Genomic DNA, 21,952 nt, shown 5'->3' on the forward strand with positions numbered 1-21,952 from the left:
CTGTTGGAGAGACATAAAAAATCCGATGCCAGAGACCTGGCATCGGATTTTCGGGGAAGCCCCGCCGGGGCTCAAATGCTTAAGTGAACAGCATTACGCCACCCGGCGGGCTTTTTTTCGCCAGCAGAGCTGGCTCCTACGAAAAACCAGCCCGTGTAGGGACGAGTTCCTTCCCCGAGGGTGGGGTTGGGCGAATAAATCCCCTATGCCCCGTAGAAGCCAGCTCTGCTGGTGATATTCTATGTGGCCATTTGCGAGCAAAGCTCATCAACGACACTCAATCGACGCTGACCGCACCAATCTTGTGCACGGACAGATCGGCCCCGTTGAACTCCTCCTCCTGGCTCAGGCGAAGCCCCACAACGGACTTGAGCACTCCATACACCAGCAAGCCACCGAGGAAGGCCACCAGCACACCGAGCACGGTGCCGGCGAGCTGGCTGGCCAGGCTCACGCCGCCCAGGCCGCCGAGCGCCTGCTGGCCGAAGATGCCGCAGGCGATGCCGCCCCAGACACCGCACAGCCCATGCAGCGGCCAGACGCCGAGGACGTCGTCGATCTTCCACTTCACCTGGGTCGCGGTGAACGCCCAGACGAACAGCGCACCGGCCAGCGCGCCGGTAGCCAGGGCCCCCACCGGGTGCATCAGGTCGGACCCGGCGCAGACCGCCACCAGCCCGGCCAGCGGGCCGTTGTGCAGGAAGCCGGGGTCGTTGCGGCCGACCAGCAGGGCCGCCACGGTGCCGCCCACCATGGCCATCAACGAGTTGACCGCCACCAGCCCGCTGATGCCTTCCACGGTCTGCGCGCTCATGACGTTGAAGCCGAACCAGCCGACGATGAGAATCCAAGAGCCCAGCGCGAGGAACGGAATGTTGGATGGGGCGAAGGCCACCAGACGGCCGTCGCGATAGCGGCCGTTGCGCCGTCCCAGCAACAGCACGGCAGCCAGTGCCAACCAGCCGCCCACCGCATGCACCACCACCGAACCGGCGAAATCATGGAAGGCGGCACCGAAACGTGCCTCCAGCCATGCCTGCAACCCGAAGTTGCCGTTCCACACCATGCCTTCGAAGAAGGGATAGACGAACGCCACGATCAATGCGGTGGCGCACAGTTGCGGAGCAAATTTGGCGCGTTCGGCGATACCGCCGGATATGATCGCCGGGATCGCCGCGGCGAAGGTCAGCAGGAAGAAGAACTTCACCAGACCGTAGCCATGGTCCGCGGTCAACGCCGCGGCCGGCTCCAGGAAGGTTACCCCGTAAGCGATCCAGTAGCCGATGAAGAAATAGGCCAGGGTGGAAACGGCGAAGTCGGAGAGGATTTTCGACAAGGCGTTGACCTGGTTCTTCAGGCGAACCGTGCCCACCTCGAGGAAGGCGAAACCGGCGTGCATCGCCAGCACCATCACGGCGCCGAGCAGGATGAACAAGGTGTTGGAACCGTGGATCAGGGTTTCCACGGCACTGCTGAGATTTTCCATCAGGTCTGTTTCCCCAGTCGAAAAGCACCAAAACAGCTCTCACCGATCCATAAACGCACCGATATAAGGCATTCAGGCTCCAGAGCCCGACCCTCATACGCCCTGCCATGGAGCATTCCTTTCGGAAATTCACGAGCGTGACGCGCGAACTTCCCTTTGTTTTTCAGTGCTATGGCGAGAAATCAATAAGTTGCGGCGCTTTACGAAGCGCGCCTTTAAGGAGCACGAACGAGCGAAAGCGCACCAGACCGATGCAAGCGACATACCAAACCTGCCCCGAAACGCGACGGGGAACCTTGCGGCACGGCCGGGCTCGAAAAATTCAGTAGCCCTCGCCCTGCTACCCTTCGTGGAACATGAAAAAACCGACAGGAGATTCACCATGACTCTGCAAAGCACTTCGACGCCTTCCCCGGATGGTCTCGGCCAAGGCCCGGTCGACGAGAAGGCCGTGCACAAGCGCAACCTGCACGCCGCCCAGGACGAACTGATGGCCGAGTTCCAGAACCTGATCGGCGATACCGAAAAACTGCTCAAGCACACCGCCAGCGTTGCCGGTTCCCAGGCCGAGGAACTGCGCGCGCGGATCAACGAGAACCTCACCCGCGCCCGGGCGATGATCAAGGACAGCGAAGCCAGCCTGCGCGACCAGGGCCGCGCCGCTGTCGAGGCCACCGAGGAGTACGTGCATAGCCATCCCTGGCAATCCATCGGCATCGCCGCCGGGGTCGGTTTCCTGCTCGGCCTGCTCGCCGGCCGCCGTTGATCGAGGAGCGCGAATGGAATCCCTGCCACCACCCGCCGACGACGCGCCCAAGCCATCGCTGAAGAAGCTCGCCGGCGCGTTCGTCGGCTTGCTGCAAAGCCATCTGGAATTGCTCGGCATCGAGTTCCAGGAAGAGAAGGCACGCACCTTTCAGTTGTTCGTCTTCTCCGGGCTCAGTCTGATTTTTGGCCTGATGGTGATGCTGGGGCTGTCGGCGGCGGTGATCATCGCCTTCTGGGACAGCTACCGGCTGACGGCTACCCTCCTGCTATGCGCGTTCTACGGCATCGCCCTGCTGTTCTGCATCAGCAAGGCCGTCCACCTCGCACGCAAGGGTGAATCGCCGTTCCAGGCGACTGTCGAAGAACTCGCCCGCAACCGGGAGCAACTGTTGCCATGAGCACGCCCCTATCCAGTTCGGCCCGTCGCAGCATGCGTAAGGACCTGATCCGCCTGCGCATGGAAATGCACCGTCAGCAGTTGCTCTATCACTCGCGCCCGCTGACCCATCCGCTCGAACAGATCGGCCGCTTCCTGCCCAGCCAGGGCGGCATGCTCAGTTCCAGCAAGACGCCCCTGGCCATCGGCGGCGCGCTGTTCCTGCTGCTGTTCGGCAAGCGCCTGGGCGCCTTCGGCAAGCTGGCGCGCATTGGCCTGGCGGTGTACCCCATCGTCCGTCAGTTGAAGCGCCCCCGCCTCCCTGACAGGCACTGATCCATGCCAGGGCACCGGATGCCGCGTTGCGGCATTCCGGTGCATCCTTCCTCCGCTCCCACTGTTATGTACCCCGCTTGCAGCCTTTCTCCCCGCGCCAATTCCTTTCCTCGCCCGGCGCGCCATTAAATGGCCACATTCTTGCAGTTGGCCAGTACCTATCCGGCGAGTGAGCCCGATGACCTGCCAACTGCCGAACGGCTTTCCGTTCCCACCGCTCAAGGACGCGTCCGTGACAGACGGGCAACCGATTGCGTGTTTCCAGCCTTTCATCGATACCGCCACCGGTTGCATCGCCGGCATCGAAGCGCTCGGCCGTCTGCGCCAGGAGGACGGCGAACTGCGCTCCGTCGGTCCACTTTTCCTCGACCCGAAGAACTCCCCCGCCGCGCTGCGCCGGCTCGATCGGCTGATCCGCGAGGACGCCCTGCGGCGCTTGGCGGAGGCGCCCGACGATTGGTTCCTCAGCCTGAACATCTCGCCGCGCTGGATCAGCCGGCTGCGGCCGGGCCAGCCGCTGCCCAGCCTGAAGCAGTTGGAGCGCCAGGGCGTGCCCGCCGAACGCATCGTCTTCGAAATCACCGAATTCGGCGGCGCCAGCCACCGGCTGCCGGAGGTGGTGGCGCGCTACCGGGAAGCCGGCGCACGCATCGCCATCGACGATTTCGGTGCCGGCTATTCCCAGCTCGACCGCGTGCTGGCGTTGCAGCCGGACATCCTCAAGCTGGACATGCGCCTGTTCCAGGCCGCTGCGCGAGGCGGTCCCAGCGGCGAAGTAGTGAAGGCCCTGGCGATAATGGCGGAGAAAACCGGTTGCTGGATCATCGCCGAAGGTGTGGAGACCGAAGCCGAACTGCACTTCGCCCTGGAATGCGGTGCCCGTTACGTGCAGGGCTACCTGTTCGCCCGGGCCGAGCCGGAGTTCTTCCCGGCCGGTGCCTTCGTCGAGCGCTTCGCCCAGTTGCGCGACCGCTATGTCCACGACAAGCTGGCCGAGCGGGCCCGCGGCATCGCGCTGCGCCAGCAACTGCTCGAACTCATGGGCATCCTCAAACCCTGGGCGGAAGCCGGCGCGGCGCCCGGGCAACTGCCGTCGCTGCAGCGCTACCCGTGGCTGCTGCGTCTCTACCAGTGCGACCGCCAGGGCACCCAGGTCAGCCCCAACCTGGAGCGGCACCAGGGGCAATGGCGGGAAGATGCCCGCTACCTCGGCCATAATTGGTCGTGGCGACCGTACTTCTACCAGTTGCTCGCCGAGGGCTGGGAAGAGCGCCGGCTGTCCGTCTCCGGGACCTACCGCGACGCCACCACCAACCAGTATTGCCTCACGGCCGGGCAATTCGTCGACAACGGTCGCCGGTTGCTATTGGTGGATGTGGATGCGGCGAGCTTCCAGGCAAAGGTTTAATCGGCGCCCACCCAGGCGCCTATCCAACGCACCAACAGCCACGTCAGCAGCAGCCAGATCAGCAGGATGAACGCCGCCGCCCCGTAGCTGACCGGCTTGCCCGCCGCTTGTTGCGCCTGCTCGCGGGCGCTGTTCAAAACCTCCGGCGGGGTCAACTTCACCACCAGGGCCAAGCCCAGGGGAATCAGCAACAGGTCGTCCAGGTAGCCGATCACCGGAATGAAATCGGGGATCAGGTCGATCGGGCTCAGCGCATAGGCCGCCACCAGCAGCGCCAGCAGCCGCACGAGAAGCGGCGTGCGCGGATCGCGCGCAGCGAAGTACACCGTCAGGGTGTGCTGCTTGAGTTGCCGTGCGCGGTGTCTAAGCGAATCCAGCCAGCCCATGTTCGAAGCCCCGGTCGTAATGGCGAGCCAGGATGCTCCGCCGTCCCGGCGAGGAAGGCAATCGGAACGCAAGATCAGGTGAAAAATCCCCTGCCGCGCTGTCGAAACCGGTACGCGCCCGGCAAAACCCGCTCCGGCGCCCGTTCCGGCCCTTGCGGCCAGCGGTACGAACCCTGAAGCTACGGGCATTGGCTATCGAATGGCGAGGACTGGCCTTGGACTGGCAAACCCTGTTGACCCGCGAACGTCTCGGCAAACCGGTGCACAGCACTGATGAACTCGGCCGCAGCCCCTTCCACAAGGACCACGACCGCATCATCTTCTCCGGCGCCTTCCGCCGCCTGGGGCGCAAGACCCAGGTCCACCCGGTGTCCAGCAACGATCACATCCATACCCGCCTGACCCATTCGCTGGAAGTGAGCTGCGTCGGCCGCTCGCTCGGCATGCGGGTCGGCGAGGTCCTGCGCGACGACCTGCCGGACTGGTGCGCGCCCTCCGACCTGGGCATGATCGTGCAGTCCGCCTGCCTCGCCCACGACATCGGCAACCCGCCGTTCGGTCATTCCGGAGAAGACGCCATCCGTCACTGGTTCCAGCAGGCCGAAAGACGCGGCTGGCTCGACGGCATGAGCGAGCCGGAGCGCGCCGACTTCCTCAACTTCGAGGGCAACGCCCAAGGCTTTCGCGTGCTGACCCAGCTGGAATACCACCAGTTCGACGGCGGCACCCGGCTCACCTACGCCACCCTCGGCGCCTACCTGAAATACCCCTGGACGGCGCGCCACGCCGAGGCCCTGGGCTACAAGAAGCACAAGTTCGGCTGCTACCAGAGCGAACTGCCGCTGCTGGAGCAAATCGCCGCCAAGCTGGGCCTGCCGCTGCTCGAAGAACAGCGCTGGGCGCGGCACCCGCTGGTCTACCTGATGGAAGCAGCGGACGACATCTGCTACGGCCTGATCGACCTCGAAGACGGCTTGGAGATGGACCTGCTCGACTACGCCGAAGTGGAAGCCCTGCTGCTCGGCCTGGTCGGCGACGACCTGCCGGAAACCTACCGCCAGCTCGGCCCGCGCGACTCGCGCCGGCGCAAACTGGCGATCCTGCGCGGCAAGGCCATCGAACACCTGACCAACGCCGCCGCACGCGCCTTCGTCGAACAGCAGGACGCGCTGCTCGCCGGCCGCCTGCAAGGCGATCTGGTGGAGCACATGCACGGGCCGGCCAAGCGCTGCGTACTACACGCCAAGACCATCGCCCGCGAAAAGATCTTCCAGGACAAGCGCAAGACGCTGCACGAAATCGGCGCCTACACGACCCTGGAAATCCTCCTCAACGCCTTCTGCGGCGCGGCCCTGGAACAGCATGGCGGGCGCCCCCTGTCATTCAAGAACCGGCGCATCCTCGATCTGCTCGGCAACAATGCGCCGGACCCGCACTGGCCGCTGTACCGCTCCTTCCTGCGCATGATCGATTTCATCGCCGGGATGACCGACAGCTACGCCACCGAGATGGCGCGGGAAATGACCGGGCGCTCGAGCCCGGTCTGAAGCCGGATGGCCGCGAGCGTCGGAAAAAACCAACGAAGCGGCGCCCACGGAGGGTTCGCTTCGCTGCCGAACGGCTATTTTTAGTACGTGATCCAACCTCACCCGTCGGGCGGTAAGGATCGAATGTGAGATGCGGCCTTTGCCGAATGGGGACTTTCGAACAGGATGCGAAGCCGGCCTTCCGTGGAATGGCCGCCTGCGGGCGTGCCTGGAAGAGAGTGCAAGGAGTGACGACACGATGACCACATCCGGGCGACAGCGGAGTTGCCCCCTGACGAACGCCGTCCGCAACCGGCGGAGCCGCATCTGAGATGCGTCGGCTGATACGACAGAGCCTGCACTGGCGTCCGGTGACGCCTGCCTGGGGGCCGGCGATGGTGGCTGGCCTCGGCTGCGCCCTGCCGTTGCTGCTCGGCCTGTTCAGCGCCCATTCGGGTTTCCTCTGGGCCTCGGTCGGCGCCTTCCAGGCCGCCCAGACCAACCCCCTGCACCGCTTCGGCATGCTGCGCATGCTGCTGCTCATCGGCCTCGGCGCCTGTAGCGCGGGACTGGGCTTCTGGGCCGCCATCCATCCGCTTATCAGCCTGGGCTTGTTCGCCGCCTTCGGCCTGCTCCTGGCCTGGCTGCAGCGCTTCGGCAACGAAGCCGGCAAGCTGGGTATCGGCCTGGCCGTCTGTCTTTGCCTGGGACAGGGCCAGTACGGCCTGGGCAACCTCAACAACCCCTATGCGGTGGCCGCGCTGTTCACCCTCGGCGGGCTCTGGGTGATGCTGCTCGCCTTCGGTCTGCGTGGCCTGCACGGCCTGCGCATGTGGCCGTACATGCCGCGCCTGATGGCCCTGCTGCGCGTCCTGCGGCGCCACGCCCGACGCCTGCCACGCATCCAGTGGCGGCTGCATGCGCTGAACTGCACCCTGGCCGGCGCGCTGGCCGGGCTGATCGTCGAACTCGCCGACCTGCCGCGTGGCTATTGGCTGACCCTGACGGTGTTCAGCACACTGCAACTGGAGTTCCAGCACAGCCTGGTGCGGGCGGTGCAATCCAGCTTCGCCAGCCTGTGTGCAGCCGGCCTGCTGATCTTCATCGGCCACAGCTTGCAGAACCCGCCGATGATCGTGGCCAGCATGCTGCCGCTGATCGTTCTGAGCCGGGCGTTCCAGGTCAATCATTACGGCCTTTTCGTGATGCAGAACACCTTCTGTTTCGTGCTGCTGGCCGAAAGCCTGTCCCAGGACTGGCACCTGCCCGAGCAGCGCATCGTCAACACCCTGCTCGGTGCCGGGGTCGCCCTCGGCGTCGCCCTGCTGATCCATGCCGCGCGCCTGCGCCTGGCCAAGCGGAGCGCCCCGCAGGCCAGCGAGGCAAACGCCGGCCCCACCCTGCACGAGCTGGACCAGCCCTCCCGCACCCGGTGAAACACTTCACATTTGTTCCGTGGTATTGAGCACATCGGAAAAGCCTTCACTATTCTTGGGGGCACCCCCGCATTGCCAAGGAGTGCCAGCAATGCCCAAGACGGCCCCGCGCGGCGACAGACGCTATCCCCTTCATATCCACATCAGTGTCGTTTTCAGCCTTCTGCTCCTGATCGCCGGCCTCGTGCTGGGCTATTTCAACTACCGGCAAACCACCGCGATCATCTTTTCCAGCAGCGACAAGCTCTTCGAACGCATCCAAGAGGCCGTCCGCCTCGATCTCGAGCATACCTACGAACCCATTCGCCACCTGCTCAGCCTGCTGGCCCTGGGCGAAGCGGCCCAGGTATCCGACCTCGACGCACGCCTGACACTGCTCAAACCGCTCGCCCAGGCATTGCGCGACCAACCGAAGCTGGCCTCGATCTACCTGGCCGACGAAGACGGCGACTTCTTCATGCTCCGCCCGCTGCGCACCGACGCCTTGCGCGAGCGCTTCGACGCGCCCTCCGACGCGGCGTTCCAGGTCTGGTCGATCGAGCGCAGCGGCGATGCCATCGAGGCTTCGTATTTGTTCTTCGATGGCTCGCTGAACCTGCTAACGCGCCGTCCGCGCCTGCAGGAGACCTTCGACCCGCGTACCCGCCCCTGGTACCGCAACGCCCGTGACGATGGTGGACAAATCACCACCGCACCCTACGTATTCTTCTCCACCGGCGATGTCGGCACCACTCTGGCCCGGCGTGCCGGCATGCGCGGAGTGATCGCCGCCGACCTGACCCTGGCCGACCTGTCCGCCACCCTGGCCCGGCACCGGGTCACTCCGTCCACGGAGGTCGTGCTGTTCGATCCCCAGGGCAACGCCGTGGCCTATCCGGATGGCAGCCGGCTGGTGGTGGAGAACGGCTCGGTGCACCTGGCGCGGGCGGAAGCATTGAGCCCGGCGCTGACGGCCTTGCTGGCCAGCGACTTGCAAGGGCGCCGCCAAGGGGTGACGACCCTGGCCAAGCGTCGCTGGGTGGTCTCCCGCAGCCACTTGCAGGAAGGCGGTCCGCAGGGCCTGCATCTGGCGCTTCTGGTACCGGAGGACGAATTGCTGGCCGACGCCTACCGCATCCGCTGGCAGGGCGCGATGATCACCCTGCTGATCCTGCTCCTCTGCCTGCCCCTGGGCTGGCTGGCCTCGCGGCTGGTGGTCGGCCCCCTGGTCGCCCTGATGCGCGAAGCCGAAGCCATCCGCAGCTTCGATTTCAGCTACCCGGCCAGCGGCCGCTCGCCGGTGCTGGAGATCGACCGGCTGGCCGTGGCCATGGGGCGGATGAAGGAAACCCTCTCCAGCTTCCTCGAGATCACCGCCAGCCTGTCCGCCGAAACCCGCTTCGATGCCCTGCTCACCCGCGTCCTGCAGGAGACCCTGGATATCAGCGAAGCCAATGGCGGCCTGCTCTACCTGATCGACGACGATGGTCGGCTGGAACCCCATGGCCTGTTTCTCGACGGCCGTGCCCACGCGCTGGAAACCCACGGCATTCCCGGCTATGCCAGGAACGCTCCTGACCTGCCTCACTGGCTCGGCCAGCCCGCCAACGGAGGCGACACCGCGGTGGTCTCCCTCGGCTACGACAAGGCCGACGCCTTCCGCAGCCTGCTCAGCAGCCTCGACAGCCCGCGCGTGCACCTGGTCGGCGCCGGTCTGCACAACCGCCAGGGCGATACCGTCGGTGTGCTCGTCCTGCTGCATCGCGACACCGGTAACGAAGCCGACCTGGCGATGCTGCGCCCGGAACGGATCGCTTTCGTCGAAGCGGTCTCCAGCGTCGCCGCCTTGTGCATCGAGAGCCAGCGCCTGCTGCGCAAGCAGAAAGCGCTGCTGGACGCCTTCATCCAATTGATCGCCGGGGCCATCGACGCCAAGAGCCCCTACACTGGCGGCCACTGCCAGCGCGTGCCGGAACTCACCCTGATGCTCGCCCGCGCCGCGGCATCCAGCGACGAAGCGCCATTCCGTCACTACCGGCCCAGCGAGGAGGAATGGGAGGCCCTGCACATCGCCGCCTGGCTGCATGACTGCGGCAAGGTCACCACACCGGAATACGTGGTGGACAAGGCGACCAAGCTGGAGACGCTGTACGACCGCATCCACGAGATTCGCACCCGCTTCGAAGTGCTCAAGCGCGACGCCTGGATAAGCTACTGGAAAGGCCGTGCCGAAGGCGGCGACGCCGAACGGCTCGGCCAATGGCGCGACGAACTGCTGGCCACACTGGACGACGAATTCGCCTTCGTCGCCCGCTGCAATCTGGGCGGCGAGGCGATGGACGAGGCGGATCTGCAACGGCTGCGGCAGGTCGCCCAACGCACCTGGATGCGCACGCTCGACGATCGTCTCGGGGTGTCCTGGGAAGAAGCCCGCCGACTTGCGCGGACGCCAGCCAAGCCGTTGCCGGTGGAGGAGCCATTGCTGGCCGACCGGGAAGACCACCTGATCGAACGGCCCGACAGCGAGCGCATGCCGGACGACAATCCCTGGGGTTTCAAACTGGATGTGCCGGCGTTCAAATTCAATCGCGGGGAGCTGTACAACCTGTCCATCGAGCGCGGCACCCTGACGGCGGAAGAGCGCTACATCATCAACCACCACATCGTGCAGACCATCCTGATGCTCGATCGCCTGCCCTTCCCGCCGCACCTGGCGGATGTGACGGAAATCGCCGGTGGACATCACGAGAAGATGGATGGCACGGGCTACCCGAAACGCCTGACCCGCGGGCAGATGAGCCTGCCGGCGCGGATGATGGCCATCGCCGACATCTTCGAAGCCCTGACCGCGGCGGACCGCCCGTACAAGAAAGGCAAGACGCTTTCCGAAGCCCTCGGCATCATGGCCGGCATGTGTCGCGGCGCGCACATCGACCCGGAGCTGTTCGGCCTGTTCCTCCGCTCGGGCATCCACGCCGACTATGCGCGACGCTTCCTCAAGAGCGAACAGATCGATGCGGTGGACGTCGAAGCCGTCCTGGCCAAGGCCGGCCTGGGTGATGGCCGCCAGACCGGCGCAGCAACGGGGCGGGACGTGTCGACGCATCTGTAGGCCGACGACATCGGGCCGGGCGAATGAATTCGCCCCTGCACAGGCTGGCTTTTCGTAGGAGCCCAGCTCTGCTGGCGAGATTTCCACGTAGCCATTCGCGAGCAGAGCCCGCTCTTGCAAATCGTCGTCGCAGCGGACTCGTAGGGCGAATTCGTTCGCCCAACGAAACCCCACCGAACGACACCGCTCCCACCAAACGACGGAAGCGGCAGCCCGGACTCACGCCGGCTTGTTGATCGGATTTTCCGGGTACCACACATCCATCAGCGGGCTGACGGTGAAATCGGCCAATTCGCTGCGGCCCTTCAGCCAGGCCTCGACCTGGCCCCGCTGCTCTTCGCTGACCGAGCCACGCTTGCCCAGGCAGACGAAACCATAGTCTTCGCCGCCGACATAGCCCAGCCCATTGCCTTCGATGGCTTGGCGCAGGAACGCCTCGAGGAAAGCCTCCAGGTCGGCGGGCGCCATCCCGTCCTTGTAATTCAGGGTCAACTCGAAACCCAGTTCCTGGAATTCGTCGACACAGAGCTTCTTGCGCAGGCGGCGGGAGCGGTTGGTGGCCATGGGGCTATCCTCTAGATGATGAACGCGCGGCACTCTAGCAGGTTGACCGGCGAGACGCCCGTTTCTTCGTCCGGTATCGAGGTTACGCCGGTCGCAGAGCGGTCCCGCCGCCCTTGCGCTTGAGGCATAATGCTGCGCATTTCCCGAACCCTAGTGGGAACTCCTGATGCCTGCTGTTCTGTTTTACCCTCGCCTGGAGGGTGTCTGCCCATGATCAAGTCGCTCCGCCCCCTCGTCCTCGCCTGCCTGCTCCCACTGGCCCTGCCGGCCACCGCCGCACCGACTACCAGCGTCCTGCCGGCCAACGTGCAGAAGGCCCTGCAAGCCAACAAGCTGACCGCCGATGCGATCTCCGTGGTCATGCTGCCGCTGAATGGTCCCGGCACAGCGACCATCCACAATGCCGACGTATCGGTTAACCCGGCATCGACCATGAAGCTGGTCACCACCTATGCTGCGCTGGAGCTGCTGGGGCCGACCTACCAGTGGCAGACCGAGTTCTATGCCGACGGCCCGCTGCAGAACGGTGTGCTGAACGGCAACCTCTACCTCAAGGGCGGCGGCGACCCCAAGCTGAACATGGAGAAGCTCTGGTTGATGATGCGAGACCTGCGCGCCAACGGCGTGCAGAAGGTCACCGGCAACCTGGTGCTCGACCGTAGTCACTTCGTCCAACCGCAGTTGCCGGTCTTCGACGACGACGGCGGCGACGAGAACAAACCCTTCCTGGTGACCCCCGACTCGCTGTTGGTCAACCTCAAGGCACTGCGCTTCATCGCCCGCTCCGAAGGCGGCAAGGTGAACATCGCCGTGGAGCCGCCGATCGCCACGGTCAAGATCGACAACCGGGTCAAAGCCACCGCCGCAGCGAAATGCCCGAGCTGGCCCGACGTCCGCTACAACCCGGTGCAGGAATTCGACGGCGTCACGGTGATCGCCACCGGGAAACTGCCCGCCGGCTGCAGCGCCCAGACCTACCTGTCGCTGCTCGACCACCCGGCCTACGCCGCCGGCGCGGTGCGCGCCATCTGGCAGGAACTCGGCGGCAGCATCCTCGGCAAGGACACCGTCGGCAACGTGCCGAAGAGCGCCCGCCTGCTGTCCCGCGCCTATTCGCCGGACCTGGTGGAAATCATCCGCGACATCAACAAGTACAGTAACAACACCATGGCGCGCCAATTGTTCCTCAGCCTCGGCGCGCAGTTCCGCAATTCGGCCGACCCGGACGACGCCAAGGCCGCGCAGCGGGTGATCCGCCAATGGCTGGCACGCAAGGGCATCACCGCCCCGCATCTGGTGATGGAGAACGGCTCGGGCCTGTCCCGCGACGAACGGGTCAGCGCGCGCGAGATGGCGACCCTGTTGAAGGATGCCTGGAACAGCCCCTACGCCGCCGAGTTCATTTCCTCGATGCCGCTGGCGGCAATGGACGGCACCATGCGCAAGCGCCTGCGGCGTACCGCGCTGGTCGGCGAAGCGCACATCAAGACCGGCACGCTGAACAACGTGCGCGCCATTGCCGGCTACAGCCGCGACATCAACGGCAACACCTGGGCGGTGGTGGCCATCCTTAACCACCCTCGGCCCTGGGGCGCCTCGGCGATCCTCGACCAGGTTTTGGTGGATCTATACCGCCAGCCGAAGATTTCCAGCAACACCGCCCAGCGCTGATCCCGAGAGATCGATCCACAGGCTAATCCCCCCCTCTCTCCCGTTCACGGAAGAGAGGGGGCGAAAACACCGCAAAACTTGTCGCTTCATCCTCCTCCTAACGCGGCCCTCCTACCGCCCTCAGAGCAACTCCAGGCTCTCCTGCTCGATGCGATCTCGGCCCTTCTGCTTCGCCCGATACACCGCCACGTCCACACGCCGGAGCAAGGCATCCGCGCCTTCTCCCTCATGCCAGTTGGCGATGCCGAAACTGGCGGTCACGATGCCGATGCCCTCGACCGATTCGCGCCGCAGCGACTGCCACAACGCCTCGGCGAGCACACCGACTTGCTCGGAACCGGTATCCGGGCAGAGCACAATGAACTCTTCCCCACCCAATCGGCAGAACACGTCGATCCGCCGCAGACGCTGGCTGATTCGCCGGCAGACTTCCCGCAGCACGCGGTCGCCGGCTTCATGCCCATGACGGTCGTTGATCTGCTTGAAGTGATCGATGTCCAGCATGATCAGCGCCAGGGGCCCTTCCTGACGCTCGGCGCGGGCGATTTCGTTTTCCAGACGCTCTTGGAAATAGCGTCGATTGTAGGTGCCGGTGAGCGCATCGGTGATGGAGAGCGCCCGTAACTCTTCTTCCACCAGCTTGAGCCCGGTGATATCGGAAATGTAGCCATACCAGAGCGTGGAACCATCCGGTTGGCGCTCCGGCACCGACTCGCCACGTACCCAACGCAAGCCCTGGCGAGGCAACAGCAACCGGTAATCCTCGCGCCAGGGGGTCAGATCGCGGGCCGAGCGCAGGATCGAGGTGAATACCCGTTCCTGATCCTCGGGATGGACGCGCCGGAACATCGTCTGCACGCTCTGCCTGGCATGTTCGGGCTCCAATTCGTAGACAGTGCGCACCGCCGCGCTGACATAAGGCATCCTGTCGCGGCCGTCCGGAAAGCGCTGGTACTGGTAGATGACGCCGGGCACCCGCGAAGTGAGTTTCTCCAACAAACGATCCCGCGCCTCCAGCGCTTCGCGGACCCGCTTGCGCTCGGTGATATCCAGGGCGATGGCGAGGTAGCCGACCAAGCGGCCCTGCACGTCGTGCACACCGGTAACAATGAGGTTGACCGTCAACCGGCTGCCATCGCGCCGCAGCCAGGTCCACTCACGCTCCTCGTGACTATTCTCCTCGACGGCTTCCGCCACCAGGATTTCGAACCCCACCACCGTGCGGCCGTAGCGCTGGCTCAATTCCAGACCACGGGCCTGCAACTCATCGGCGACGAACAGCCGCTCCGGCGTCCACTGCCCGATCATGTCCAACGCCCGATAACCCAGCATGCGCTCGGCACCGACGTTGAAAGTAAGGATCACCCCCTCCAGATCGGTCGCAATGATCGCCACCTGGGTCGCGGCGTTGAGCACGCCGCGCAACTGCGCGTTGGCGCGGGCGAGTTCCAGTTCGGCGGCCTTGCGTGCGCTGATATCGGTCTGGGTACCGATCAGCCGGCGTACTGCGCCCTCCTTGTCGCGCTCTACCGCCCTGCCGCGCTCCTGGACCCAAAGCCAGCGACCATCCCGGGTGAGCATGCGGTGCTCGTCCTGATAGAACGAGGTCTCGCCGGAAAAGTAACGTGCCAGGCTGGCTTCGCAGCCCGGCGCATCCTCGGGATGCAGCAAGCGCAGATAAGCCCGGCGGTTGTTTTCCACCTCGCCCTCGGCATAGCCGAGCATCGCCACCCAGGCATGCGAGAAAAACACCTCGCCACTCTCCAGGTTCCAGTCCCAGACGCCGTGCCCCGCCCCATCCAGGGCAAAGCCCCAGCGCTCCTCGCTGACCGCCAGCTCTTCCTCGCGCAGTTGCAGATCGGCGGTGCGTTCATCCACCAGCGCCAGGGCCCGCTGGCGCTGGCTCACCAGGCTGTAGCAGAAGGCACTGAACAACAGGCTCAGCAGTGCTCCCAGCGTCGCGAGCAGCCCCAGGCCGGAGGCCTGGTTCGCCAACAGGTAGCGCTGCGTGGGACGCAGATTCAGTTCGTAGTAGCGGTCGGCCAGGCGCAACGTCCGGCTGATCCGCAGCGGGCTGTCGGCAGGCTCTTGCGGCGAGCGGTAGAGCGCCTTTCGCAGCGAGGCGCCATCCATGTCGGTTAATTCCGCAGCTAGGTGCAGGCTGCTCTCCTCGGTCAGCCCGTCCTCCATCAGCTGCTCCAGGCTGATGCTCGCCATGACGAAGCCGCGCAACTGCGCGCGACGCTGTTCGGCCGTCGCCGGCGGCACCGGCCCAGGGTAGAGGGCAACCAGCATGACCAGCCCCGAACGGTCGTCGCCCCTCGATTGCGCCAGGTGAACCGGGTCGGATACCACCATCTCGCCGCTCGTCACCGCCCGCTCCAGCACGGCGCGCCGCGCGGTTTCCGAGGCCATGTCGACCCCGATGAGCGGAAGGGCCGTCCGCCGGGCGGTATTGAACAGGACCGGGAAATACTCTGCTCGCTCCGGCATGGCATACCGGTCGCCCGCTTCGTCCATCCCCTCGATGGTGAACCCGACAATCCCCTCGTCGCGCACCTGCCTCTCGAATGTCGCGCGCTCGCCAGAGAGGATGCGCGGCCCCCAGGAATAGGACAGCGTGCCGTTCAGCAACGGCCTGGCGTAACCGGTGAAATCCGCGCGGACGACCTCGCCGGCGTACAGCATGAAGCGCCGCAGGCTGTCCAGCTTCAAGACTTGATCGTCGAAACGCTCCTGGGTGCGGCTGAAACGTTCGCTGGCCACCAGCTCGAAACGCTGGCGAATCTGGCGTTGATGAATGTCCTGAGTAACGACGATGACGCTGGCGGTCAGCAGGGCGCCCCCCAGCAGGGCAACGCTGGCCACCAGCCAAGCAGCATGGGGCCGTCGAATGAAACGCTGGTTTTTTTCACCAACGGCCGAGAGGACAGACATGGGACAGACTCGCGACAGGCCTGTCCGTGGCAACTACTTGTTAAAAGACTTTCCGTTCTTATAGCCAATTGCCAGCATTTTGCCTAGACTCCGAGCCGTGTAATCCCCCGCCGTTCGTCTAGCGCGCCGTGAAACGCCAGGCGCGATGGATCTTCGGGTTGCGGGCGAAATCCGGGTCCAGCGTGGACGCGCTGATTTCCTCCACCGCGTAGCGGGCCGCCACGCCCTCGTCCAGCTCGAACTTGCGGAAGTTGTTGGAGAAATACAGAACCCCGCCACGGGCCAGACGGGCCATGGCCAGGTCGAGCAGCGCCACCTGGTCGCGCTGCACGTCGAACACGCCCTCCATGCGCTTGGAGTTCGAAAAGGTCGGAGGATCGATGAAAATCAGGTCGTACTCGCCGCGATCCTCCGCCAACCAGGCCATGACATCACCCTGCTCCAGCCGCTGCCTGTCGGAAAAACCGTTCAGTGCCAGATTGCGCCGCGCCCAGTCGAGGTAGGTCTTCGACAGGTCGACGCTAGTGGTGCTGCGCGCGCCGCCCTTGGCCGCATGCACCGTGGCCGTGGCGGTGTAGCAGAACAGGTTGAGGAAGCGCTTGCCCGCCGCTTCGCGCTGGAGGCGCAAACGCAGGGGGCGATGGTCGAGGAACAGGCCGGTGTCGAGGTAGTCGGTGAGGTTGACCAGTAGCTTCACGCCGCCCTCCGTCACCTCGAGGAACTCACCCTTGGCCGCCTGCCGCTCGTACTGGCGAGTACCGCTCTGCCGCTCGCGCCGCTTCACCACCACCTTGCCCGGATCGACGCCAAGCGCCTGGGGAATGGCGGCCAGGGCATCGAGCAGGCGGGCCTGGGCCTTCTCCGGGTCGATGGAGCGCGGCGGCGCGTATTCCTGTACATGCACCCAATCGCGGTACAGATCGACGGCCAGGGCATATTCCGGCATGTCCGCGTCGTACAGGCGATAGCATTCGATACCTTCGCGCCGGGCCCATTTGCCCAGTTGCTTGAGATTCTTTTGCAGGCGATTGGCGAACATCTGGCCGCCCTCGCTGAGACGCGCCGGCTCGCTGGGCACCGTCGCACCGGCCTCCTGCGGCCGGGTCTCGCTGCGCCGCTCGCCGGTGACGAATTGATCGGGCTGGACCTTGATCAGCAGCAACTTGCACGGCAGCGCGCCATTCCAGAAGGCGTACTGCTTGTGGCTGCGGATGCCCATGCGCTTGCCCAGCTCGGGCGCGCCGGTGAATACCGCGGCTTCCCAGTTCAGGCAGGACTGGCGCAGGCGCTCGCCGAGGTTTTGGTAGAGATAGAGCAGGCTCGCTTCGTCACCCAGACGCTCGCCATAGGGCGGGTTGCACACCACCAGGCCGGTCTGGTTGCGATCCGGGCGCGGCTCGAAGGTGGCCAGTTCGCCTTGGTAGATGCGAATCCACTCGCCCAATCCGGCGCGCTCGACGTTGTTTCGTCCCGGGGTGATCAGGCGCGGGTCGGCCTCGTAACCGCGAATCCACAGCGGCGGCCGTGCGAGACCGGCCTCGGCGCGGGCGCGTGCCTCTTCGTGCAGCTTCTTCCAGAGGGCGGGCACATGGCCGAGCCAGCGGGAAAAGCCCCAGTGCTCGCGCTTGAGGTTCGGTGCGATGTCGGCCGCCATCATCCCGGCCTCGACCAGGAAGGTACCGACGCCGCACATGGGGTCGGCCAGCGCCCCGCCGGCGGCGGCGATGCGCGGCCAGCCGGCGCGGATCAGAATGGCGGCGGCCAGATTCTCCTTCAGCGGCGCGGCGCCCTGCTGCAGGCGGTAGCCACGCTGGTGCAGGCTGTGCCCGGAGAGATCGAGGGACAAGATCGCCTCGCCCCGGTCCAGGCGCAGGTGGATGCGCACGTCCGGGTTCAGTTTGTCCACCGACGGGCGCTGGCCGGACAGGCTGCGCAGCTTGTCGACGATGGCGTCCTTGACCTTGAGCGCACCGAAATGGGTGTTATCGATGCCCGCACCGCGTCCACTGAACTCCACCGCCAGCGTACCGCTGGGCTCCAGATGGTCGGCCCAGTCCACGGCCAGCACCCCACGGTAAAGCGCCTCCGCATTCTCCACCGGGAAGCGCTTGAGCATCAGCAGTACCCGGTTGGCCAAGCGCGACCACAGGCACAGGCGATAAGCCGTCTCCAGCGTCGCGTATCCCCGTATCGCCGCGCTCTGCTCGCGCGCCTCCTCCAGGCCCAGGGCGGTGGCTTCCTCGACCAGCAGGCCTTCCAGGCCCTTGGGGCAGGTGAGAAAGAGTTCATAACGATCCGACATGGAGATCAGCAACCTCGACAATGAGGGCGCGCGGAACGGTCCGCGACACCGGAAATAGTGCGACAAAGAGTCACGAGCGGCCCTTCGTCGGAATTGGTTACATCTGCAACCGCTAGGTATTCGCGATGGCAAAAGGCGTTCACGAAACCCTGCAGCCCTTCTAGCATGGGGCCTTGCCCTTTCAGGTCCTGATCGAGGGCCCGGGCTTATGGCCCCAACCCCAAAAGCGTTACGTCCTTATGACAAAACGATCATTCACAGGTCTAAGGGCTTTCGTTAGAAATCAGCTTAACCGACGCCGCAACGGTGTCGTCAGGAGACCCGCCACGCCGGCAGCGGGCTCCGTTGGCAGAGCCATTCTCTGCCGGGCCTCGGCATGAGGCCAACGGGACATAACAGTCAACAGTGAGGGCAATACCCTATGAGAAGACTTAAGCGTGATCCGTTGGAACGAGCATTTCTGCGCGGCTATCAGCACGGCATCCATGGTAAATCCCGGGATCTTTGTCCTTTCACCCATCCGTCCACCCGCCAAGCCTGGATAAACGGCTGGCGCGAAGGTCGAGGCGACCAGTGGGACGGCCTGACCGGCACGGCCGGCATCCATCGACTCAACGAACTCCACGCCGTAGGCTGATATAGGATCACTCGATTTCATCAAGCGCGCCCCATCCGGGCGGCGGGCGCAAGCCCAGAAGGGCTCCTCCGAGGAGCCCTTTTTTATGCCCTCACGCCTTCGGCAGCGCCGCAATCGCGTCCACCGCTTCTCGAATCAGCGCCGGTCCCTTGTAGATGAAACCGGAATAGACCTGCACCAGGCTCGCACCGGCAGCGATCTTCTCCGCCGCATGCCGGCCCTCGGTGATGCCGCCCACAGCGATGATCGGCAACCGCCCGCCCAGGGCATCGGCCAGCACCCGGACCGTGTGCGTGCTCTTGTCGCGCACCGGTGCGCCGGACAGACCGCCCGCCTCGTCGGCATGCAGCATGCCCTGGACGCCTTCGCGGCCCAAGGTGGTGTTGGTGGCAATCACCGCGTCCATGCCGGCATCACGCAGCGCCTCGGCGACCTGGACGGTTTCCTCGTCGCTCATGTCCGGCGCAATCTTGATCGCCAGCGGCACACGCCGGCCATGCAGTTGGGCCAGATCTTCCTGGCGCTGGCGCAAGGCTTCGAGCAACTGTTTCAGCGACTCGCCGAACTGCAGGCTACGCAGTCCGGGGGTGTTCGGCGAACTGACGTTCACCGTCACGTAGCTGGCATGCGGGTAAACCTTGTCCAGACATAGTAGGTAGTCATCCACCGCACGCTCGACCGGCGTGTCGAAATTCTTGCCGATGTTGATGCCGAGCACACCCTTGTATTTCGCCGCCTTGACCCGCGCCAGCAGATGATCGACACCCTGGTTGTTGAAACCCATGCGATTGATGATCGCCTCGGCCTCCGGCAGGCGGAACAGGCGTGGTTTTGGGTTGCCCGGCTGCGGACGCGGCGTGACGGTGCCGATCTCGATGAAACCGAAACCCAGTTGGGCGAAACCGTCGATGGCGTCGCCGTTCTTGTCCAGCCCCGCCGCCAACCCGACCGGATTGGGGAACTCCAGGCCCATCACCCGCACCGGCAGACTCGGCACCGGTTTGCTCAGCAGGCGGTTGAGCCCCAGGCGCCCGCCGGCCCCGATCAGGTCGATGGACAATTCATGGGACGTTTCCGGGGACAGTTTGAACAGGAGATCGCGGGCCAGGCTGTACATGGGCGAGCATCGTTGGACGAATGGGCCGGGGATTATAGCCGCCCCCTCCCGCTCAGGCGAGGCGGCGCAAGGCCAGAAGCTCGCCGTCTGTGTTGAATTCCAGGGCAAAGGAACCGTAGACGCCATCGTGAGTCAGAAAGGGGCGCAGATGATGGGCCGGCAGGCTGACCCGCCGACCATCGCGACTGCGCAGCAGCACCCGATTGGCACGCCCCTGGTAGACAGCGCGCAGCCGCTCGGCGGACAAGGCGATATCCAGCAACAGGCTGGGCATGGATGGAGGTTCCCCTCGCAATGATTGCGTTCAGTTTGCCACAACCCCAGGCGTTGTCAGGTTACTATTCGCTTCGCGAAGCCCGTGCGTCCCGCGTAACCCTCTGCCACACTGGCATACATGCCCCTGGAGTTCCCCTCTGGCCATGAGTCTGCCCGAGCCGATGCCATCTCTGTCCTCCCGCCTTGCCGCACTGACCCAGCGTCTGGGGCTGACCGGCCGTGCGGCACGTCACATCCTGGAGCGCGCGCATGCCTTGCGCCTGCCGTTCCAGGCTCTGCCGGCCGTCAGCGACAGCATCTGGTGGCAAGCCAGCCCACCCCTGCAATGGTTGGTCGACTTACCGCGCGGCGCCCTCTCCGGCCCGGTGCAGGAAGACAAGGCCATGGCCCATGCCGCATTGGTCCGGGTGGTCGAACAGAGCCAAAGCCACCTGGATGCCATCGACCTGCGCCAGATCGACGGCCTCGGTGGCGGCACAGCGGATTCGCCAGCCTGCCGCACCCTCGAAGACTACGCCGCGACCCAGGCATGCCGAAGTGTGCGCATCATCAGCTACAAGGATTTCCTGCGCGCCATCGGCCAGCCGCTGCCCGGTTTCTCGAGCGGCGAACCGATTACGCTGCGCCAGGCGACCTGGCGGGGAGAACGGCTGTTCTGGGCCGGAGAGCACCATGGCGAAGCCTTCGCCTGTGCCATCGTCTATGCCCGCCGCCGCGGACTGGAGATCAGCCTGCCGGCGGAGCTGACCCGCTATCGCCTCAGCGAAGAAGGATTGAACGCCCTGCGCCTGAACTATCACGCGCTGGCCATGCCGGTTCAGTCCTGGAACGATCCAGGCTTCATGGGCCTGTTGCTGGACAATGGGCTGCCCTATGCCCGCCTGTCCCTGCTGCGCACCCCGGGAGCCCCCGAAGTGTTGCTGCTACCCAGGCAGAACCCCGAGGCCAACGCACTGGGCGAAGGGCTTCATCTGGCCGGTGCTGCCGATGTGATTGCTTATCTGAAAACGTTGCTCTGACCGGCCGCCTATAAGGCGGCCTCCGTCCGGCAGGCCGGACGGCCATCTCGCTCGTTACGTCGGCTCGCTGTCCGTTGCCTTGGCTTGGGCTTCAGCCAGGGCTTTGGCTCTTTTCGCTCTGGCCTTGCTCTTGGGCTTGACCTCCGGTATTTCCTCGCCCTCCTGCAGTGCTGCAGCTGCCTGCTGTGCTTCGGCTTCCTGTAGTTCGTTGAGGATATTCTCGTGGCGCTGCTGCCACTCCTCGAAGGTCAGATCACTGCCCTCGAGCAACTCCGGGTTGCGATTGACCAGGTAGACCGCGGCCTTCTGCGCCGAATCGGCCACCTTCAACTCCATAGGCTTCGGGTCGAGTGGCCCTTCATAGGAAATCCAGCGGCTGAACTCAGGGAATACGCTGCAAACCTTCTGGAAGTCCTCGTCATGCATGCGCTGCCAGCCGTTCTCGATATTTTCCAGTCGCTTCGGCTTGATGCCGACGACCATGGAGAATTTTCGACGACTCAGCCCGGCCAGTTCGCGCAGACCCCGCATGCGTTCGCCGGCCGAAAACATGAAGTATTTCTTATTCATGAAAATCCCATCCTGGGTACACCACTGAAAGCATTGACTTACTAAA

The 21,952-nt window shown here is 64.9% G+C and carries 18 protein-coding genes; 10 read left to right on the top strand and 8 right to left on the bottom strand.

The features are described from left to right. Positions 1-277: 277 nt before the first annotated feature. A complete protein-coding gene (locus tag BZL41_RS10435) occupies positions 278-1,486 on the bottom strand; it encodes an ammonium transporter (RefSeq protein WP_084334083.1) in 1,209 nt (402 codons plus the stop codon). A gap of 382 nt (positions 1,487-1,868) precedes the next feature. On the opposite strand from BZL41_RS10435, the gene BZL41_RS10440 reads away from it, so the two are divergent. From BZL41_RS10440 to BZL41_RS10455, 4 genes are all read left to right on the top strand, one after another. After that, entirely contained in the window at positions 1,869-2,252 is a 384-nt protein-coding gene (locus BZL41_RS10440) for a YqjD family protein (protein ID WP_095599229.1), read from the top strand. Positions 2,253-2,265: 13 nt separating this feature from the next. Beyond that, complete coding sequence (locus BZL41_RS10445) at positions 2,266-2,652, top strand: phage holin family protein (protein WP_095599230.1); 387 nt, start codon at positions 2,266-2,268, stop codon at positions 2,650-2,652. Next, positions 2,649-2,966, top strand: a complete 318-nt coding sequence (locus tag BZL41_RS10450) for a hypothetical protein (RefSeq protein WP_095599231.1) — start codon at positions 2,649-2,651, stop codon at positions 2,964-2,966. Before BZL41_RS10445 ends, BZL41_RS10450 begins: the two co-directional genes overlap by 4 nt. Positions 2,967-3,198: 232 nt before the next feature. After that, the gene (locus tag BZL41_RS10455; RefSeq protein WP_095599320.1) at positions 3,199-4,374 is read left to right on the top strand and encodes an EAL domain-containing protein; all 1,176 of its coding nucleotides are present in this window, start codon (positions 3,199-3,201) and stop codon (positions 4,372-4,374) included. Here BZL41_RS10455 and BZL41_RS10460 read toward each other — a convergent pair. Next, positions 4,371-4,760, bottom strand: a complete 390-nt coding sequence (locus BZL41_RS10460; RefSeq protein ID WP_095599232.1) for a YkvA family protein — start codon at positions 4,758-4,760, stop codon at positions 4,371-4,373. The two genes, BZL41_RS10455 and BZL41_RS10460, sit on opposite strands and share 4 nt — an antisense overlap. Positions 4,761-4,975: 215 nt before the next feature. On the opposite strand from BZL41_RS10460, the gene BZL41_RS10465 reads away from it, so the two are divergent. The 3 genes from BZL41_RS10465 (at position 4,976) to BZL41_RS10475 (ending at position 10,813) form a co-directional block, all read left to right on the top strand. Further along, positions 4,976-6,307: a deoxyguanosinetriphosphate triphosphohydrolase gene (locus tag BZL41_RS10465; protein ID WP_095599233.1), complete on the top strand. Its 1,332-nt coding sequence runs from the start codon at positions 4,976-4,978 to the stop codon at positions 6,305-6,307. A 311-nt stretch (positions 6,308-6,618) separates the two neighbouring features. After that, positions 6,619-7,722 (top strand): FUSC family protein, encoded by a 1,104-nt coding sequence (locus BZL41_RS10470; RefSeq protein WP_095599234.1) that lies wholly within the window; start codon positions 6,619-6,621, stop codon positions 7,720-7,722. A gap of 91 nt (positions 7,723-7,813) precedes the next feature. Continuing rightward, complete coding sequence (locus tag BZL41_RS10475; RefSeq protein ID WP_095599235.1) at positions 7,814-10,813, top strand: HD domain-containing phosphohydrolase; 3,000 nt, start codon at positions 7,814-7,816, stop codon at positions 10,811-10,813. Positions 10,814-11,032: 219 nt separating this feature from the next. Here BZL41_RS10475 and BZL41_RS10480 read toward each other — a convergent pair whose 3' ends face one another. Further along, positions 11,033-11,377 (bottom strand): YggL family protein, encoded by a 345-nt coding sequence (locus BZL41_RS10480; protein ID WP_084334097.1) that lies wholly within the window; start codon positions 11,375-11,377, stop codon positions 11,033-11,035. Between the two features lie 210 nt (positions 11,378-11,587). Between BZL41_RS10480 and dacB the strand changes: the two genes are divergently transcribed. After that, complete coding sequence (gene dacB / locus BZL41_RS10485; protein WP_095599236.1) at positions 11,588-13,048, top strand: D-alanyl-D-alanine carboxypeptidase/D-alanyl-D-alanine-endopeptidase; 1,461 nt, start codon at positions 11,588-11,590, stop codon at positions 13,046-13,048. Between the two features lie 120 nt (positions 13,049-13,168). On the opposite strand, the gene BZL41_RS10490 is transcribed toward dacB, so the two are convergent. Together BZL41_RS10490 and rlmKL are read right to left on the bottom strand one after the other, a co-directional pair. Then, positions 13,169-15,985: a diguanylate cyclase gene (locus BZL41_RS10490; RefSeq protein WP_095599237.1), complete on the bottom strand. Its 2,817-nt coding sequence runs from the start codon at positions 15,983-15,985 to the stop codon at positions 13,169-13,171. Positions 15,986-16,103: 118 nt separating this feature from the next. Next, complete coding sequence (gene rlmKL, locus BZL41_RS10495; protein ID WP_095599238.1) at positions 16,104-18,287, bottom strand: bifunctional 23S rRNA (guanine(2069)-N(7))-methyltransferase RlmK/23S rRNA (guanine(2445)-N(2))-methyltransferase RlmL; 2,184 nt, start codon at positions 18,285-18,287, stop codon at positions 16,104-16,106. Positions 18,288-18,708: 421 nt separating this feature from the next. On the opposite strand from rlmKL, the gene rmf reads away from it, so the two are divergent. Beyond that, positions 18,709-18,924 (top strand): ribosome modulation factor, encoded by a 216-nt coding sequence (rmf, locus tag BZL41_RS10500; RefSeq protein WP_084334105.1) that lies wholly within the window; start codon positions 18,709-18,711, stop codon positions 18,922-18,924. 91 nt (positions 18,925-19,015) lie between these two features. On the opposite strand, the gene BZL41_RS10505 is transcribed toward rmf, so the two are convergent. Both BZL41_RS10505 and BZL41_RS10510 read right to left on the bottom strand, forming a co-directional pair. Further along, positions 19,016-20,041, bottom strand: coding sequence for a quinone-dependent dihydroorotate dehydrogenase (locus BZL41_RS10505; RefSeq protein ID WP_095599239.1), 1,026 nt, complete (start codon positions 20,039-20,041; stop codon positions 19,016-19,018). Positions 20,042-20,093: 52 nt separating this feature from the next. Then, positions 20,094-20,315 (bottom strand): DUF2835 domain-containing protein, encoded by a 222-nt coding sequence (locus BZL41_RS10510; protein ID WP_095599240.1) that lies wholly within the window; start codon positions 20,313-20,315, stop codon positions 20,094-20,096. A gap of 145 nt (positions 20,316-20,460) precedes the next feature. Between BZL41_RS10510 and BZL41_RS10515 the strand changes: the two genes are divergently transcribed. Then, complete coding sequence (locus BZL41_RS10515; RefSeq protein WP_095599241.1) at positions 20,461-21,336, top strand: DUF6685 family protein; 876 nt, start codon at positions 20,461-20,463, stop codon at positions 21,334-21,336. A gap of 54 nt (positions 21,337-21,390) precedes the next feature. Here the strand turns inward: BZL41_RS10515 and BZL41_RS10520 are convergent, their stop codons facing one another. Then, positions 21,391-21,906 (bottom strand): helix-turn-helix transcriptional regulator, encoded by a 516-nt coding sequence (locus BZL41_RS10520; protein ID WP_095599242.1) that lies wholly within the window; start codon positions 21,904-21,906, stop codon positions 21,391-21,393. Between the last annotated feature and the right edge of the window lie 46 nt (positions 21,907-21,952).

It is taken from the genome of Pseudomonas sp. PIC25, assembly GCF_002286785.1.
Classification (GTDB): domain Bacteria; phylum Pseudomonadota; class Gammaproteobacteria; order Pseudomonadales; family Pseudomonadaceae; genus Pseudomonas_M.

Excerpts from the sequence above, each read along its gene's own strand:
- BZL41_RS10435 (WP_084334083.1), bottom strand. The coding sequence starts at position 1,486 with ATGGAAAATCTCAGCAGTGCCGTGGAAACCCTGATCCACGGTTCCAAC.
- BZL41_RS10440 (WP_095599229.1), top strand. The coding sequence starts at position 1,869 with ATGACTCTGCAAAGCACTTCGACGCCTTCCCCGGATGGTCTCGGCCAA.
- BZL41_RS10445 (WP_095599230.1), top strand. The coding sequence starts at position 2,266 with ATGGAATCCCTGCCACCACCCGCCGACGACGCGCCCAAGCCATCGCTG.
- BZL41_RS10450 (WP_095599231.1), top strand. The coding sequence starts at position 2,649 with ATGAGCACGCCCCTATCCAGTTCGGCCCGTCGCAGCATGCGTAAGGAC.
- BZL41_RS10460 (WP_095599232.1), bottom strand. The coding sequence starts at position 4,760 with ATGGGCTGGCTGGATTCGCTTAGACACCGCGCACGGCAACTCAAGCAG.
- BZL41_RS10470 (WP_095599234.1), top strand. The coding sequence starts at position 6,619 with ATGCGTCGGCTGATACGACAGAGCCTGCACTGGCGTCCGGTGACGCCT.
- BZL41_RS10475 (WP_095599235.1), top strand. The coding sequence starts at position 7,814 with ATGCCCAAGACGGCCCCGCGCGGCGACAGACGCTATCCCCTTCATATC.
- BZL41_RS10480 (WP_084334097.1), bottom strand. The coding sequence starts at position 11,377 with ATGGCCACCAACCGCTCCCGCCGCCTGCGCAAGAAGCTCTGTGTCGAC.
- dacB (WP_095599236.1), top strand. The coding sequence starts at position 11,588 with ATGATCAAGTCGCTCCGCCCCCTCGTCCTCGCCTGCCTGCTCCCACTG.
- BZL41_RS10490 (WP_095599237.1), bottom strand. The coding sequence starts at position 15,985 with ATGTCTGTCCTCTCGGCCGTTGGTGAAAAAAACCAGCGTTTCATTCGA.
- rlmKL (WP_095599238.1), bottom strand. The coding sequence starts at position 18,287 with ATGTCGGATCGTTATGAACTCTTTCTCACCTGCCCCAAGGGCCTGGAA.
- rmf (WP_084334105.1), top strand. The coding sequence starts at position 18,709 with ATGAGAAGACTTAAGCGTGATCCGTTGGAACGAGCATTTCTGCGCGGC.
- BZL41_RS10505 (WP_095599239.1), bottom strand. The coding sequence starts at position 20,041 with ATGTACAGCCTGGCCCGCGATCTCCTGTTCAAACTGTCCCCGGAAACG.
- BZL41_RS10510 (WP_095599240.1), bottom strand. The coding sequence starts at position 20,315 with ATGCCCAGCCTGTTGCTGGATATCGCCTTGTCCGCCGAGCGGCTGCGC.
- BZL41_RS10515 (WP_095599241.1), top strand. The coding sequence starts at position 20,461 with ATGAGTCTGCCCGAGCCGATGCCATCTCTGTCCTCCCGCCTTGCCGCA.
- BZL41_RS10520 (WP_095599242.1), bottom strand. The coding sequence starts at position 21,906 with ATGAATAAGAAATACTTCATGTTTTCGGCCGGCGAACGCATGCGGGGT.